Source organism: Streptomyces fumanus (genome assembly GCF_014655295.1).
GTDB lineage: Bacteria > Actinomycetota > Actinomycetes > Streptomycetales > Streptomycetaceae > Streptomyces > Streptomyces fumanus.
Window position 1 is genome coordinate 497,493 of record NZ_BNBI01000005.1, and the last position, 15,922, is coordinate 513,414.

Below are 15,922 nucleotides of genomic sequence, written 5' to 3' on the forward strand. Positions count from 1 at the left end.
CGCGCGCCGCCGGGCGCCGGCGAGAACACCGGCGCCCGGCCCCGCCGACCCGGCCTGTCCGCCGCCCGCCCCGGCCCGGCGACCGTGACCGTGCCCGTCAGTCCGCGACCCGGCTGCGGTTCTGGTAGGCGAGGTCGCGGTACTCGGGGTGCCGGGCCATCCAGCCCGCGATGAACGGGCAGGTGGCCAGCACCGGCAGGCCCCGCTCACGGGCGTCGTCCAGGACGGCCCGCGCCAGGGCGGAGCCCAGCCCCATGCCGTTGTACGCCTCGTCGACCTCCGTGTGCGGGTACACCACCAGCTCCCGGGTCCGCAGATAGTCGGCGAGGCCCACCGTGCGCCCGTCGACGCGTACTTCGAAGCGGGAGGACTCGGGGACATCGACGACCTCCACCTGGCTGCGGTCGGAGGCGGTGGGCGTGGTCATGGGGCACTCCTGTGATCGGACGGGGCGACGGGCCCGAGCGTAACCCGCCGGGGCGGGCCGGCTTGCCGGTGCGCGCCCGGGGCCGCGCCGCTCAGCGCACCAGCCGCGCGGGCAGCGGCACCCAGCGCCGCGGCCCGTGCCGGTCGGCGGCCCCCCTGCCGTCCGTGATCCGCAGCCCGGCCGCGGCACAGGCGTAGGCGAGCAGGTCGGCGCCGTACGGGAAGGCGGGTCGGCGCTGCCAGAACCGGAACGTCCAGTACGCGTCCGGGTCCGAGGCGTGCGGGCCGATGCCGATCTCGTCACGGGCGACGATCTCGCCGTCCCGGGCCAGCGTCCCGAAGGTCCCGCCCTTGGGGTTGAAGTACACCCCGTAGGCCGCGGTGCCCGCCGATATCGCGCGCAGCACGCCGTCGTCGCTCGGCAGGTACCCGTCCTGGGTGAGCACACAGCCGCCCGGGTCGCCGGCCACACCGAGCACGCCCACATGGCGCAGGGACTCCTCGTAGTCGTCCGGGTCGAAGGACGCGTCCTCCTCATCGGCCACGGAGCAGCGCGCCGGGTCGGCGCCGAGCCGCCGGATCACCTCGTCCTCGGCCAGCCCCCGCACGAAGCAGATCCCGAGCCCCTCCGTCCACAGCGGCTCCTCGCCGAAGGCCGCGATCAGCGCGTCCGCGGCCGCCACCGCGGCAGCCTCCCCGGCGGACAGCTCCACGGCCCCCGGCAGGTCCCGCACCAGGGGCGCGAGCGGGGTGGTCAGCAGCAGCCGGCCCGGCGACCAGCGCTCCGACTGCGGCGTCCACACGTCCGCCCCGGCGGCGATCAGCGCGCGGACCGTGTCCGCGTCCATGCTCCGCACGGCGTACCACAGCGGGGTGTGGCCCTCCTCGTCGCGGGCGTCGACCTCCGCGCCCCGCGCCAGCACGGCCGACACCGCCTCCACCGCGCCCTCCCCCGCCGCCAGGTGCAGCGGCGTGGCGGCACGCCACCCGACGGCGGCGGACGGCGGAGCGCCGCCGTCCAGCCGGGCCCGGACCAGGGCCGCGTCCGCCCAGTCCTGGGAGGCCAGGCCCGACCAGTCGGCCCGCGGCACATAGCGCTGCCGGGCCTCCTCCGCACGCCGTACCGCCTCTTGCTGCTCCCGGGTCAGCGGCGGGGCGAGGAATCCCGGCGGGCCGCTCATCTCCATCGTGGCGAACCAGCCCAGCCGGTCGTCCGGCTCCGGTTCCGCGAGCCCCGGCCACACCTCCACCGCCCGGCCCGCCGCGGTGTGCAGGGCCACCGCGTCGACCGGGGTGCGGGTCTCGGGTATCCCCTCGTCCGGCCACTCGACGACCAGCTCGGTCTCCCCGAGGGGCGGCAGCTCCGGCAGATACAGGTCGACGTCGGTCTTGAACAGGGAGCGGTGCGCGTGGTGCAGGCCCGGATCGAGCGGGATCAGCCCGACCGCCTGCTCCGTCGCCGCCGTCCCGGCCGGGCCGGCGATCAGGACGGCGCGCGTGACCGTGCCGTCCAGCGAGGTGACCCGCCGGCCGTCGGCGAGGAGCAGCCCCACCCGGAGGCCGGACTGCCGTCCCCTCGGCGCGGACTGCCGGCGGACCTTGCGGAACACCGCGAGGTGCAAGGTGACCGACCGCGGCCACACCGACCAGCCCGTGACCAGCACCCGGGTCTCCGGGCCGGCACCGGCCACATCGTGCCGCGGCAGCAGGGCGGGCGCGAAGCGGTCGACGGGAGGGGAGTACGTCCCCTCGTCGGGGCCCGGCGGCCTCAGTTGGGCCGTCACGGGCCGCTCGCCGACCGGTTCCTCCGCCAGCACCAGATCATCGAAGAATCCCATGCCCCGAGCCTGGCACGCCCCACTGACAACGCGAGGACGACAACACCCCGGACGCGTGCGGTACTTCCTGGAAAGCGGCCGGTGCGAGGCCGGCCGCTGAGCACCCGCGGCACGGACCGCCGGCCCTCCCGGCCGGTTCACCGGCCCGTCGGACCGGAAGGGCCCGAGGCCCCGGGCGGGGTGAACTCGGGCTGGTCCAGGAGGCGGAGCCAGCTTCCGTCGGGCTGGCGCCGGACCACCTGCGCGCGGGCCCCGCTGCCGTCCTTCGGCGGGGTGGCGGTGAGGGCGATGTCGCCGCTGACCAGCGTCGGCAGCGGCGGCTCCGGCTCGAAGCGCGGGCGGTCGGCCAGAACCTTCTCCCACAGCGCGCGGATCGCCTCCCGGCCCACCGTCCGGCTTCCCGGCGGATAGGCCAGCACCGCGTCCTCCTCGTAGAGGGCGGCGACCCCGGCCGCGTCACCGGCGTTGGACCGCTCGACGAACAGACGGGTGAGATCCTCGGGCCGCATGGCCTTCTCGTACTCCGGCATGACGTGCTCCTGACGTGACGGGCTCCGTGCCCGTGCACGGTGCTCGCCGCACCGTGCACGGTGCTCTGTGCCTCCCAGCGTCGGCGCCCGACGATCAGAAGTCCAACAGATGATTCTTCTGGGGATCAGAAGCAGCGGTCATAGACTGGGCGGCATGGAACTGAGGCAGCTCGCCTACTTCGTCGCGGTCGCCGAGGAGCGGAACTTCACCCGGGCCGCCGAGCGGGTGCGGATCAGCCAGTCGGGCATCAGCGCCCAGATCCGCCAGTTGGAGCGGGAACTCGGGGCCGAGCTGTTCGACCGTTCCGCCCGCGCCGTCACGCTCACCGCCGCCGGCGAGGCCGCGCTCGGACCCGCCCGCGCGGCGCTCGCCGCGGCCGGGGCGATGGGACAGGCCGTGGGCGAGGTGACCGACCTGATCCGTGGCCGGCTCACCGTCGGGATGGTCGTCGGCTGCACCGTCACGCCCCTGTTCGACGCGCTGGCGGCCTTCCACCGGGCCCACCCCGGGGTCGAGATCGCGCTGCTGGAGGACAACTCCGACCGGCTCGTCGACGGCGTACGCGCCGGGAGGCTCGACCTGGCCCTCGTCGGGGCCGCCGGTACCGCTCCGGACGGACTGGAGGCGCTCACCGTGGTCGAGGACCGGCTCGTGGTGGTGGTCCCGCGGGGGCACGCCCTGGCGGAGCGGCCGGGGACCGTCCGGCTGCGGGACGTCGTGGCCCACCCCATCGTGTGCATGCCGGCCGGTACCGGCCTGCGGACGGTGTTCGACCGGGCCTGCGCCGCCCGGGGGCTGCGGCCCGCGATCGCGCTGGAGGCCGGCGCGGCGGAGGCGGTCGCCGGTCTCGCCGCCCGGGGGCTGGGCGTCGCGGTCCTCAGCGAGTCGATGGCCGGCCCGGACCGCGACCGCGTCACCGTCCGCCGCATCGAGGACGTCACGACGCCCGCCCTGCTCTGCCTGGTCTGGCGCGGCACGCACAGCCCGGCCGTGCGCGCGGTGCTCGCCCACTGCCGGCGCGCCTTCACCGGCAACGCGTCCGGCTAGCGCCGCCGGCCGCGCTCAGGACGCGACGAACCGCGCTATCTCGCCCAGCACGATGGTGTCCGCGAGGTATCCGATGTGGGTCTGGCAGAGCACGTTGTTGTTGGTCGCGCCGCTCAACCGGGTGCTGGTGTACGGGAGGATGATGCCGTCGCACGCCGAGTACCAGGTGGCGTACCGGGTGTCGCCCGGCGTCTCGTCGCCCGAGGAGATCTGCGAGATGAACGACGAGCCCGGGTACATCTGCTGACAGGTCGTGTAGATCAGGCAGGCCCCGGCGAACGTGGTGCCGTGGTTGGCGCCGGCGATCGAGGCGAGGTGGCTGACGTTGGTGTGGCCGCCCAGCACCTTCAGGTAGTACTGGCTGACCAGACCGCCCATCGAGTGGTTGACGATCGCGACCTTGCTCGCGCCGGTGCGCGCCTTGACGGTGTTGATGTACGAGGCGAGCCCCTGCGCGTTGGTGACGTTGTTGCCGTAGGAGTTGTACTCGTAGGCGAACAGGTCGGAGCTGGACCAGCCGTTGAGCCGGAAGACGCTCATGGCGGTGATCCAGTTGGACGCGTTGCCGGTGTACCCGTGCACGAAGACGACCGGGGTGCTGGTGGACAGCGGTCGCACGGCCGCGTCCGCCGACCGGGAGGCGGCGGGGCCCGCCTCGGCGGCGCCGGCCGTCGAGGCCGAGGCGAACAGGGTCAGCGCGGCCGTGGCGGCCGCGAGCGCGCCGAGAAGCCGGCGGGGGGAACGACGACGCATGGAGCCCTCCGGAGGAAGGTGCGGGGATGCTGACCCGCTCAGCGTCGGGGGGCGGGGCGCGGGTGCCATCGGCTGAATCACCAGTGAGCGGCCGATCGCAGCCGTTAAGTTTTGTCACAAACATATTTTGTGGCACAGTGAAAGAAGGGCGGCGGCACCCCACGCCGCCCGGCACAGCCGCAGCACAGCGAGGAGCACCACCATGACCATCGGCCAGGACACCCCGACCACCGTCGAGAACCCCGTGCCGCCGCAGGACCTGTCCGGCATCACCGGGCACCGGTTCATCTACACGTACGCCAACGGCTGGCAGTACGAGATGTACGTGAAGAACGCCACGACCATCGACTACCGCATCCACACCGGCATGGTCGGCGGCCGCTGGGTCAAGGACCAGGAGGTCGACCTGGTGCGGCTCGCCGACGACGTCTACAAGGTCTCCTGGCACGAGCCGACCGGCACTTCCGTCGTCGTCAACGTGCTGCCCGGCCGGCGCGTCCTGCACGGCACCATCTTCTTCCCGCACTGGATCGAGCAGGACGGCGCCAAGACGGTCCTCTACCAGAACGACCACTTGGACGAGATGCGCGCCTACCGGGACGCCGGCCCCACCTACCCGGTCTACGTCGTCCCGGAGTTCGCCCGCATCACCCTGTTCGAGTACGTCGGCGAGAACGACGAGAGCGTCGTCGCGGTGGGCCCGGAGGACCTCCCCGCGGGCTTCGCCGACCGGGTCAACTGACGGACGGCTCCTCGGGCGCCAGCAGGACCGCGATGCGGCTGGCGTGGGCGACCGCGTCGCTGATCCGCGGGTTGATGAACGCCTTGAGGGAGCCGCGGTGGTGGGGGCTGAGGACCAGCAGGTCGGCGTCGAACTCCTCGGCGGCGGCCGCGATGGTGGTGGCGATCTGCGTGGTCAGCGTGGTGGTGACGGTGCCCTCGGCCTCGACGCCCGCCTCGCGCAGCGCGGCGAGGGCCTCGTCGACGACGGCCTTGGCCTCCGCGTCGTCCTCCAGCGGAACGACCGCCGCGAGCGTGGCCGCGGAGGCGGCGATGTGCAGTACGCGGACCTTGGCGCCGGTCAGCCGGGCCATGTCGCCGGCCAGCCGGACGGCGGAGTGACGGGCCGGGCTGGGGTCGACGGCGACGAGTATGCGGTGGAACATGGCCTGCTGGTCCTCTTCCTGAGTGCCGAGGGCCGCCCGGTGGACGGCCGTCAGGCGGGTCGTCCGGCGGACGGGGTGCCCGCCGGGCCCGATCCGCGACCTTCGTCGTGATCAAGCTCTGTTGCCAACATCGCGCCCCCCGCATGTGTTCCGGCCGGACGGGACGGAGCCGTTCGCCTTGATAGGCAAGTCGTCACTTGCCTATTGTGGCGGCATGGCGGACGATGTGTTCAAGGCACTGGCCGACCCCACCCGTCGGCGCATAGTGGACGAGCTGGCGGAGCGGGACGGCCAGACCCTGTTCGAGATCTGCGCACGGCTGGTGACCAAGCACGGCCTGGGGCTGTCCCGGCAGGCGGTCAGCCAGCACCTCGCCGTCCTGGAAGCGGCGGGCCTGGTCGTCACCCGGCGTCAGGGCCGCTACAAGTTCCACGACCTCGACACCGAACCCCTGCGGCGCGCCATGTCCCGATGGCTCAGGCCCGACCCCCCGGAGAGCACCCCATGAGGATCCACATCACCAGCGTCTTCGTCGACGACCAGGAGAAGGCCCTGCGCTTCTACACCGAGGTGCTCGGCTTCGTGAAGAAGCACGACGTCCCGGTGGGGGACACCGACCGGTGGCTGACCGTGGTGTCGCCGGAGGACCCCGACGGCACGGAACTCCTCCTGGAGCCGTCCGGCCACCCGGCGGTGGGGCCGTACCGGACGGCGCTCGTCCAGGACGGCATCCCCGTCACCTCCTTCGCCGTGGACGACGTGGCCGCGGAGTACGAGCGGCTGCGCGGCCTCGGGGTCACCTTCACCCAGGAGCCCCTGGAGATGGGGCCCGTCACCACCGCCGTGCTCGACGACACCTGCGGCAATCTGATCCAGCTCGTGCACGGCGCGTGACGCCGGAAGCGGCCGGTCGCGTCACGCGACCGGCCGCTTCCTTCGCGGGGGGACGGGTCAGGAGATCAGCTTGATCGCCTGCCAGCCGCCCGTACCGGCCACCGTCGGCGGACCGACCAGCCCGGTGCGCCGGCCCGGCACGAACTCCAGGCCCGCGGTGGTGTTCGCCGTCGTCGACCACAGGTCCGGCACCCCGTCGCCGTCGCTGTCGCCGGAGGCGGTGAACGCCGGGCGGGCGGTGGTGGTCCAGCCACTGCCGTACGCCGTGCGGCTGGAGCCCGCGCCCAGCGAGGCCGGGTCGGTGCCGCCGTCCGGCACCCCGTCGCCGTCCGCGTCGCCCCGGGACTTGCCGTGGTACACCCACAGGTCGCCGGTGGAGGTGTTGCGGGCGATCAGATCGGTGAAGCCGTCGCCGTCCACGTCGCCGGGGGAGGCGAGCTGCATCACCGACCAGCCCGAGTTGCCGATCAGGTACCCGGCGTCGACGGTGCCGTAGGCGTACCCGGGCAGGAACCACAACTGGTCGCCGATGACCGCCACGAAGTCGGGGTTGGCCGACTCGTTGTCCGGGGTGATGTCACCGACGGAGACGATCTGCTTGATCGTCGCCGGGTCGATCGCCGTCTCGGTCTCCGGGTCCGGGAAGAAGTACACCTCCTGCTTGGTGTCCTCGGTGAACTCGCCCAGCCCGTTGTTCGGGTAGAGCCACAGCTTGCCGTCGGAGCGGCGGGCCACCAGGTCCTCGTAGAAGTCGCTGGTCCAGTCGCCGCGGTGGGTCAGCAGCGCCCCGCCCCAGCCCCCGCCGGAGGACAGCGGCAGCATCGTCGCCACCTGGCCGCCGCCCGTACCGCCGTACAGCCGCAGGTTGTTGCTCCCGTCGACGGCGAAGAAGTCCGGCGTGCCGTCACCGTTGACGTCGCTCGGCCTGTCCGCGACGCCGGGGCTCTTGACGTAGAACCGGTACGGGTAGACCGGCCCGGAGTTGCCGCCGGCGTCGACCATGCGCACGTACAGGGTGTGCGGTCCCGGGGTGAGCGGGGTGACGGCGGCGGTGGCGCTGCCGCCCTTCGCGGCCGGCTTGGCCTCCTTGCTCGGCGGGGTGCGGTCCAGGTCGTACAGGTACTTGGTGGTGTCGGAGACGCCGTTGGCGCCGAACGCGAACACGCCCTCGGTGCGGGCCAGCGCGCCCTCCACCGGCTCCATGTCGGCGGCGGTCTCCGGGAACAGGCCATCCTGCGAGGTGACGGTGGGCATCACGGTCGGCGCGTTCGGGTCGAAGCCGAAACGGCAGCCCGCGGCGCCCAGCGTCGGCGTCCAGTCCGAGGCGAACGACGCGTCGGACACGTCCTCGGCCTGCGCCTTCCAGGAGAACTGCCCGTTACTGGCGCCGATGTGCTGGGCCAGCAGCGTCTTGGGCACCTGGATGCGGGCCTGCGCGCCCTTGGAGTCGTCGGCCCGGACGGTGACCTTCACCCGTTTGTCGAAGATGACACCGGGCGCCCCGTCGTGCTTGCCGGTGGGCCACAGGTGGAACTGGACGTTGACGGAACCGCCGTCCGGGTCCCACACCTGCGCGGTCAGCGTCACATCGGTGTTGCCGACCGTCACATACGTCGAACCCTGGCCGCACTCGGTGGCGCCGACCTTGGTGCTGGGGATGGTGTCCAGCGCCCAGGGGGCCTTCGGCGGCCGGTTGTACTCGACGATCAGCTTGGCGTCCGGGCTGAACTTCTTCCAACTGTAGGCGTCCTTGTTCTCCTCCGCGCTCGCCGGGGCCCGCAGCCCGAAGGTGACATTGGACCACTTGCCGGCCGCCGCCTTGACCGCCGCGTCCTTGGCGGTGAAGTCGACCGCCTTGTTCGGGCAGCCGTAGGTCTCGTTGCCGTGCGCGTAGTCACGGCTGTCCTGCCGGGCCGACCAGGAGGGCTGCGCGCTCCAGGTGGTATTGGCGGAGATGCCGCCGGTCAGCCACAGCTCCACCGGCTTGGGGGTGCAGGACCACGAGTGGGTCTCGGTGATCTGGAACTGCGCGTCGATCACCTTCACCCCGGCCAGGAACTTCGAGCCGACCCGGAAGAAGGAGCGGGCGGTGCCGCCGGTCGAGGACTCGTAGCCGACCCGGGCCTCGTTGGTGGTGCCGCCGCCCCACCCGGTGCCGTTCCAGTAACTGCTGGTCGGATGCGGCTTGTACGCGATGGTCCACGCCTCGCGGGTGCCGGTCATCCGCGGGTCGATGTAGACGGGGAACTCGGTGTCCGGGGCGTCGAGCAGCTCCTGGTCCGGGGTGAGCAGGATCTTGCCGTCGGTGATCTCGACACCGACCTCGCTGCTCTTGGTGCCGGGGGTCAGCGGGGACGGCTCCGGCTCGGCGGCCGGGGCCTGCGCGGCGGCGGCCGTCGTGCGGGCCGAGGTGGACACGGGCGCCGGGGCCTGCTCCGTCTCGCCGGAGGAGTCCCACATCCGGGCCGTGGAGGACGCGAACACCGTCTGGCCCGCCGCGTTCACCGCCCGCAGGGTGCCCGTCTCGGCGTCCTTCCGTACCGTCAGGCCCTCGGTGCGCAGGCCGAAGCCGACCTCGGTCAGCTCCGGGCGGTCCGCGGCCTCGGGCGTCTTGACGATCAGGGCCTGGCTGAAGCCGTCCACGCCGGCCCGGACCGCCAGGTCCACCCCGGGGAAGACCTCGCGGTAGGTGGCGGTGGCGCCGTCCAGGACCGGCTCGGGCAGCGCCTCGGGCCAGGTGAGGGACAGTTCACCGCCCCGGTCGGCGAGGGTGACCAGCGCGGTGTCCCCGCCCGCGGAGAAGGTGACGTCACCGGGTGTGGCCGCGGGCCGGACCCGGCCCGCCCGCTCGGTGAGCGTGGTGTCGACGGGCAGCCAGGCGCCCTCGCGCTTCACCCGCACCGGCAGGGTGTGCTGGGTGGTGCGCAGATGGCCGTTGGGCAGGGCGTGGGTCTCGCTGGTCTCGGACCGGGCGGACACCACCTCCACCGGCTCACCGGTCTCGGCGGCCCGTTCCAGCGCGCGTTCCTCGGCGCTCGCGGACGCCGTGCGGGCCAAGTCCGCCGCGGCGGCCGGGGCGGGCGCGAGCGAGGGCAGCGGGGTCAGTCCGAGTGTCCCGCCGGCGAGCGCCGCGACGAGCGCGGCGCGGCTGAAGCGCCGGGCCGGGCGCTGTCTTCGGGATGTTTCTGGCATGGGCGAATCCCCCCGGAGTCGTTGCCGTGCGAACTCCCCCGGAGTCCGCCGCGAGCCCCTTCACACGGGCCGCAGCGCCGAACAGTACACGTTTACAGGGCAGTTCTTTACTCACCCATGGGCGAAGTGGGGATGATCGCATTGCCTCCGCTTTGCTTGCCTCGGTGATCTTCACAGCCTACTGTCTGACCGTTCACCACTCGATCACACAGAGTGAGTAAGGGGGAGGTCCTTCAGTGGACCATCTGATAAGACAGTTGCGCTGGCTCGCGCACTGGCACAGATCCGTGTCCCTGTTCGTGGGACTCGTTCTCTGCGTCGGTCTGATACCCGACGACGCCAGTGCCGCCGACGGCAGCACCCGCACCGCGGGCGTGCAACGCGAAAAGTCCGTCCCCGGCAGGGACTTCGACAGGAAACGCCCCGCGGTACGGAACGACGCCGAGGGCGCCTTCCGGCCGACGACCGGAAAGGTCACCGCCGACACCTTCACCACCCTCGTCACCGACCGCCGGGACAAGCTGCCCCGGCGGACCCCGCCGGTCACCGGCGCCTCCCCGGCCCCGACCGCCGTGCGGGACCGCATGGTGAGGGTCCGTCAGGCACCGGACGGCAGCGGCGGCACCGGCAAGGGCGTCCGCACCCGCGGCACCGCCCCGAAGCGCGCCGCCGCCGAACCCGGCACCGCCGTCCGGGTCCAGGTCAAGGACCAGACCGCCGCCCGCGAGGCCGGGGTGAACGGCGTCCTGTTCACCGCCGCGCCGGCCGGCGCGGGACTGGCCCCCGCCGCCTCCGGCGCGGTCGAACTGGAGCTGGACTACGCCGCCATCAAGGACACCTACGGCGGCGACTGGGGCTCCCGGCTCCGCCTCTACCGCCTCCCGGCCTGCGCGCTGACCACGCCGCACCTGGAGAAGTGCCGCACCCGCACCCCGCTGCCGGGCGCCAACGACCCGGCCGCGCGCACCGTCACCGCCACCGCCGACCTGGCGTCGGCGCCCACCGTGTTCGCCGCGGCGGCCACCGCCTCCGGCCCCGGCGGCAGCCACGAGGCGACCTCGCTGTCCCCGTCCGGCTCCTGGATGGCCGGTTCGTCCTCCGGCGGCTTCGCCTGGACGTACCCGATCGAGGCGCCCGAGGTGCCCGGCGGCCCGCAGCCCGAGGTCGAACTCTCCTACTCTTCCCAGGCCGTGGACGGCCGCACCGCCTCCACCAACGCCCAGTCCTCCTGGATCGCCGAGGGCTGGGACTACGAGCCCGGCTTCATCGAGCGCCGCTACCGCTCCTGCTCGGACGACAAGGGCGAGGTCGACGGCAAGAAGCCCAACAACACCGGCGACAGCGGCGACCTGTGCTGGGGCTCCGACCACGTGGTGATGTCCCTGGGCGGCAACACCACCGAACTCGTCAAGAAGGACGGCACCGACGAGTGGCGCCCCGCCGACGACGACGGCTCCCGCCTCCAGCACAAGACCGGTGCCGCCAACGGCTCCAAGGACGGCGAGTACTGGGTCCTGACCACCACCGACGGCACCCAGTACCACTTCGGCCTGAACAAGCTGCCCGGCGCCCCGGACGGCACGGTCACCAACTCGGCGCTCACCGTGCCGGTGTTCGGCAACCACCCCGGTGAGCCCTGCCACGCCACCGCGTTCCTCGACTCGGACTGCAAGCAGGTCTACCGCTGGAACCTGGACTACGTCGTCGACCCGCTCGGCGACGCCATGACCCTGTGGTGGACCAAGTGGACCAACCACTACGGCCAGAACATGAAGGCCGACCAGCAGGCCGCCTACGACCGCAACGCGCAACTGTCCCGCATCGACTACGGTCTGCGCTCCGACAAGCTGTTCGGTACCCTGCCGGCCGGCCGGGTCGCGTTCACCCTGGCCGAGCGGTGCCTGCCCACCACCGCGTTCGACTGCGCGGAGGCCAAGCGGACCACCGCCAACGCCAAGTACTGGCCGGACACCCCGCTGGACCAGGAGTGCGCCGCCGGTGCCAAGTGCACCGACAAGTACTCCCCGACGTTCTGGTCGACCAAGCGGCTGACGAAGATCTCCACCAGTGTGCTGGCCGGCACCGCGCTGCAGCCGGTCGACTCCTGGACCCTGGAGCAGTCCTTCCCGGACACCGGTGACGGCAGCTCGCCCGCCCTGTGGCTGGAGTCCGTCACCCGCACCGGGTACGGCGCCGGCGCCACCGCGGCCATGCCCAAGGTCACCTTCTCCGGCCTGCAGTTGGACAACCGGGTCGACGGCGTCGAGGGCCTGCCCCCGTACTCCCGCTACCGGGTGCACGCCATCGACACCGAGACCGGCGGCCGGATCGCCGTGAAGTACTCCGACCGCGACTGCCGCGCCCTGGAACCCAAGCGGATGCCGGCCTCCCCCGAGTCCAACACCCTGCGCTGCTTCCCGCAGTACTGGACCCCCAAGGGCGCCCTGAACCCGGTCAAGGACTGGTTCCACAAGTACCTGGTCACCGAGGTCAGCGAGGAGGACCTGGTCACCGACAGCCCCGCCAAGGTGACCTCCTACGAGTTCCTCGGCGGCGCCGGATGGGCCTACGACGACAGCGAGTTCACCGAGAACAAGCACCGCACCTGGTCGCAGTACCGCGGCTACGAGCGGGTCCGCACCCGCGTCGGCGGCGGCGACGACGTCAAGCAGCTCACCGAGCACCGCTACTTCCGCGGCCTGCACGGCGACAAGCTGCCCTCCGGCACCCGCACCTCCACCGTCACCACCAGCGACGGCACCGAGCACCAGGACCTGCCGCACTACCAGGGCCAGTTGCTGGAGCAGATCACCTACGCCTCCGACGGCGGACCGATCGACTCCGCCACCGTCACCACCCCGTGGGCGGTGAGGACGGCCACCCGCACCCGGGCCGGCACCACACCCCTGGAGGCGTGGATGACCCGCCCGGAGACCGTCCGCACCCGCGAACGCGTCAAGGGCGACACCTGGCGCACCTCCACCGAGACCACCAAGTACGACGGCTACGGCCTGCCGTACCAGGTCGAGGAGACCAGCCCCGGCGGCAAGGTCCGCTGCTCCACGGTCAGCTACGCCCGCAACACCAGCGCGTACCTGATCGAGCTGGAGTCACGGGAGAAGACCGTGCTCGGCGCCTGCGGCAGCACCGGCGGCGAGGTCGTGGAGGACACCCGCACCCTCTACGACGACCTGGCCTTCGGCGCGGCCCCCGTCAAGGGCCTGCCCACCGAGGTGCAGGAGCTGAACGGCACCGGCGACGGCTACATCACCATCGACCGCACCGAGTACGACATCCACGGCCGGGAGACCGCCACCTGGGACGCGGACAACCGCAGGACGTGGATCCAGTACGAGCCCGAGACCGTGGCCCGGCCGGTCAAGCAGATCTCCACCGACCCCCTGGGGCACACGGAGACCACGGTGTTCGACGAGATCCGCGGCCTGCCGCTGACCGAGACGGACGCCAACGGCAGGACGGCCACCATGGAGTACGACCCGCTGGGCCGGCTCCTGAAGGTCTGGGAGATCGACCGCGACCCCAAGACCCAGACCCCCACGGCCACCTACGACTACACCGTCCGCCGCGACGGACCCACCGTCGTCACCTCGCGGACGCTGAAGGACAACGGCGAGTACGCCGTGTCGTACGAGATCCTCGACGGCCTGCTGCGCGAGCGGCAGACCCAGGACAAGGCGGTCGGCGCGGGCCGCATCGTCAACGACACCTTCTACGACAGCGCCGGACGGGTCTGGAAGGAGAACGACGGCTACTACAACGCCGCCGACCCCGCACCCGCACTCCTCCAGGTCGGCGACCAGGACGTGCCCTCGCAGAACCGCATCACCTTCGACGGCCTGGGCCAGCCCACCGCCGAGGTCACCTACTACCGCGGCACGGAGAAGCTGCGCACCACCACCGAGCGCGACGGGGACGTCTCCACCACCATCCCGCCGAAGGGCGACACGGTCACCGCGACCTTCGAGGACGCCGAGGGCCGGGTGGAGAAGCTGCGCGAGTACACCGACGAGGCCCGCACCAAGTGGCGGGACACCCTCTACGAGTACGACGACCTCGACAACCTGCGCAAGGTGACCGCGCCCGGCGGCGCCGTCACCACCTTCGAGTACGACAAGCGCGGCCGGCAGACCGCGGTCACCGACCCCGACGGCGGCCGCACCGAACTGCGCTACGACAACGCGGACAACGTGGTCGAGACCATCGACCCGTTCAAGCGGTCCCTGTTCACCACCTACGACGCGGGCGGCCGGCCGACCACCCTGCGCGAGGGCAGCGCCACCGGGCCCAAGCGCGTGGAATGGACGTACGACACCCTCGCCAAGGGACTGCCGACCGCGGAGATCCGCTACGAGAACGGCCGCGAGTACCGCGAGGAGGTCGTCGCCTACGACGACGCCTACCGGGTGAAGAAGACCCGGACGGTGATCCCGCAGGAGGAGACCGGCCTGGCCGGCTCCTACGAGTACGAGTACTCCTACACCCCGACCGGCAACCTCGCCTGGGTCTCCGTGCCCGGCGTGGGCGGCCTGGTCACCGAGCGCGTCGTCTTCCGGTACAACTCCGACGACCTGCCGGTCTTCATCGGCGGCGCGTCCACGTACCTGGCGAACGCGCAGTACTCGGCGTTCGGCGAGATCCTGCGCACCGACGCCGGCCCGGCCGGCCGGCAGGTCTACGGCAGCTACGTCTACGACGAGTTCACCCGCCGCCTGCAGACGGCCACCTTCGACCGCTCGCTCACCCCGGGCCGCATCAGCGAGACGCGGTACGGGTACGACGAGGCGGGCAACGTCACCAAGATCACCGACGTGCCCGGCGCCGCGGCCGAAGGCTCCGGCGCGACCGACACCCAGTGCTTCGTCTACGACCAGCTCCGGCAGATGACCTCGGCCTGGACCTCGAAGACGGCGGACACCTGCGCGGCGGCCCCGTCCAAGGACACGGTCGGCGGTCCGGAGGCGTACTGGCAGTCCTTCCGGTACGACGAGGCGGGCAACCGCTCCCGGCTCGTGGAGCACGACCCCACCGGCGACACCGCCAAGGACGTCACCCGCGAGTACGTCTACGGCAAGGAGGGCGTCGGCGGTCCCAACGCGCTGGCCGAGGTCAGGTCGACCGGCCCCAGCGGCGAGACCCTCGCCACCTTCGGCTACGACAAGGCCGGCAACACCACCGGGCGCCAGCACGGCGGCACCGACCAGACCCTCGAGTACGACGTCGAGGGCCAGTTGCGCAAGGTGACCGAGCCGGTGGAGGGCGGCGGCACCAAGACCACGTCGTACCTGTACGGCGCGGACGGCGAACGCCTCATCCGCACCGGAGCGGACGGCAGCCGCACGCTCTACCTGGCCGAGGCCGAGCTGACCGTCAACGCGGCCAACACCAGCGCGAAGGCGGAACGCTTCTACCCGCTCCCGGACGGCTCCACGGCGGTCCGCGCGACCGGCGGGGTCCGGCAGCTCATGCTCGCCGACCACCACGGCACCTCGCACACCGTCGTGGACATGGCGGACACGGCGATGCGGGTGACCCGGCGCAAGTCCACGCCGTTCGGCGAGGCGCGCGGGGAGCAGCCCGCCTCCTGGCCCGGACACCGAGGCTTCGTCGGCGGCACCGTCGACGAGGACACCGGCCTGACCAGATTGGGGGCCCGGGACTACGACCCGGCCACCGGCCGCTTCCTCCAGGTCGACCCGATGGTCGACTACGGCCGGCCGGCCACGATGAACCCGTACGCCTACAGCAACAACGCCCCGGCCACCTTCTCCGACCCGACGGGCGAGTTCTTCCCCGTGCTGATCGGGATCGCGGCCCGGATCGCCATCCAGGCGGCGATCCGCGCGGCGGCCCGCCGCGCGGCGATGATCGCGGCCCGCAAGGCGGCCCAGGCGGCGGCCCGGCGTGCCGCGGCCCTGGCCCGCAAGCGGGCGATCGAGGCCGCCAAGCGTGCCGCGGCCAAGGCCCGCCGGGAGGCGGCCCGCAAGGCCGCGGCGGCCGGTCGCGCGGCGGCCGGCTCGGCGGCGGCCCGGGCGGCGGCCGAGCGCGCGGCCACGT

At 72.5% G+C, this 15,922-nt stretch carries 11 protein-coding genes; 5 read left to right on the forward strand and 6 right to left on the reverse strand.

Annotated elements, in window-relative coordinates; all coding sequences use genetic code 11:
* Positions 1–97: 97 nt before the first annotated feature.
* The 3 genes from IE316_RS14075 to IE316_RS14085 form a co-directional block, all read right to left on the reverse strand.
* On the reverse strand, positions 98–427 hold the full coding sequence (locus IE316_RS14075; RefSeq protein WP_190204612.1) for a GNAT family N-acetyltransferase: 330 nt from the start codon (positions 425–427) through the stop codon (positions 98–100).
* A 91-nt stretch (positions 428–518) separates the two neighbouring features.
* Positions 519–2,264 (reverse strand): ankyrin repeat domain-containing protein, encoded by a 1,746-nt coding sequence (locus IE316_RS14080; protein WP_190204613.1) that lies wholly within the window; start codon positions 2,262–2,264, stop codon positions 519–521.
* Between the two features lie 137 nt (positions 2,265–2,401).
* Positions 2,402–2,794: a YybH family protein gene (locus IE316_RS14085; RefSeq protein WP_190204614.1), complete on the reverse strand. Its 393-nt coding sequence runs from the start codon at positions 2,792–2,794 to the stop codon at positions 2,402–2,404.
* 154 nt (positions 2,795–2,948) lie between these two features.
* On the opposite strand from IE316_RS14085, the gene IE316_RS14090 reads away from it, so the two are divergent.
* Entirely contained in the window at positions 2,949–3,842 is an 894-nt protein-coding gene (locus IE316_RS14090) for a LysR family transcriptional regulator (RefSeq protein ID WP_190204615.1), read from the forward strand.
* Positions 3,843–3,857: 15 nt separating this feature from the next.
* Here IE316_RS14090 and IE316_RS14095 read toward each other — a convergent pair whose 3' ends face one another.
* Positions 3,858–4,595, reverse strand: a complete 738-nt coding sequence (locus tag IE316_RS14095; RefSeq protein WP_190204616.1) for an esterase/lipase family protein — start codon at positions 4,593–4,595, stop codon at positions 3,858–3,860.
* 202 nt (positions 4,596–4,797) lie between these two features.
* On the opposite strand from IE316_RS14095, the gene IE316_RS14100 reads away from it, so the two are divergent.
* Positions 4,798–5,337: a phenolic acid decarboxylase gene (locus tag IE316_RS14100; protein WP_190204617.1), complete on the forward strand. Its 540-nt coding sequence runs from the start codon at positions 4,798–4,800 to the stop codon at positions 5,335–5,337.
* Here IE316_RS14100 and IE316_RS14105 read toward each other — a convergent pair.
* Positions 5,330–5,761 (reverse strand): universal stress protein, encoded by a 432-nt coding sequence (locus IE316_RS14105; RefSeq protein WP_190204618.1) that lies wholly within the window; start codon positions 5,759–5,761, stop codon positions 5,330–5,332. The two genes, IE316_RS14100 and IE316_RS14105, sit on opposite strands and share 8 nt — an antisense overlap.
* Positions 5,762–5,975: 214 nt before the next feature.
* Here IE316_RS14105 and IE316_RS14110 point away from each other — a divergent pair, with 214 nt between their 5' ends.
* Together IE316_RS14110 and IE316_RS14115 are read left to right on the forward strand one after the other, a co-directional pair.
* Positions 5,976–6,269 carry an ArsR/SmtB family transcription factor gene (locus IE316_RS14110; RefSeq protein ID WP_190204619.1) on the forward strand — a complete coding sequence of 98 codons (294 nt, stop codon included), beginning with the start codon at positions 5,976–5,978 and terminating at the stop codon, positions 6,267–6,269.
* Positions 6,266–6,655: a VOC family protein gene (locus tag IE316_RS14115; RefSeq protein ID WP_190204620.1), complete on the forward strand. Its 390-nt coding sequence runs from the start codon at positions 6,266–6,268 to the stop codon at positions 6,653–6,655. Before IE316_RS14110 ends, IE316_RS14115 begins: the two co-directional genes overlap by 4 nt.
* Positions 6,656–6,712: 57 nt before the next feature.
* Here the strand turns inward: IE316_RS14115 and IE316_RS14120 are convergent, their stop codons facing one another.
* On the reverse strand, positions 6,713–9,847 hold the full coding sequence (locus tag IE316_RS14120) for an FG-GAP repeat domain-containing protein (RefSeq protein ID WP_190204621.1): 3,135 nt from the start codon (positions 9,845–9,847) through the stop codon (positions 6,713–6,715).
* 236 nt (positions 9,848–10,083) lie between these two features.
* Between IE316_RS14120 and IE316_RS14125 the strand changes: the two genes are divergently transcribed.
* Positions 10,084–15,922 (forward strand): RHS repeat domain-containing protein (locus tag IE316_RS14125; protein WP_190204622.1); only part of this gene is annotated, 5,839 nt, incomplete at its 3' end.

Bases quoted from the DNA above. Each gene is read 5' to 3' on its own strand.
- IE316_RS14075 (WP_190204612.1), bottom strand. From the start codon at position 427: ATGACCACGCCCACCGCCTCCGACCGCAGCCAGGTGGAGGTCGTCGAT.
- IE316_RS14080 (WP_190204613.1), bottom strand. From the start codon at position 2,264: ATGGGATTCTTCGATGATCTGGTGCTGGCGGAGGAACCGGTCGGCGAG.
- IE316_RS14085 (WP_190204614.1), bottom strand. From the start codon at position 2,794: ATGCCGGAGTACGAGAAGGCCATGCGGCCCGAGGATCTCACCCGTCTG.
- IE316_RS14090 (WP_190204615.1), top strand. From the start codon at position 2,949: ATGGAACTGAGGCAGCTCGCCTACTTCGTCGCGGTCGCCGAGGAGCGG.
- IE316_RS14095 (WP_190204616.1), bottom strand. From the start codon at position 4,595: ATGCGTCGTCGTTCCCCCCGCCGGCTTCTCGGCGCGCTCGCGGCCGCC.
- IE316_RS14100 (WP_190204617.1), top strand. From the start codon at position 4,798: ATGACCATCGGCCAGGACACCCCGACCACCGTCGAGAACCCCGTGCCG.
- IE316_RS14105 (WP_190204618.1), bottom strand. From the start codon at position 5,761: ATGTTCCACCGCATACTCGTCGCCGTCGACCCCAGCCCGGCCCGTCAC.
- IE316_RS14110 (WP_190204619.1), top strand. From the start codon at position 5,976: ATGGCGGACGATGTGTTCAAGGCACTGGCCGACCCCACCCGTCGGCGC.
- IE316_RS14115 (WP_190204620.1), top strand. From the start codon at position 6,266: ATGAGGATCCACATCACCAGCGTCTTCGTCGACGACCAGGAGAAGGCC.
- IE316_RS14120 (WP_190204621.1), bottom strand. From the start codon at position 9,847: ATGCCAGAAACATCCCGAAGACAGCGCCCGGCCCGGCGCTTCAGCCGC.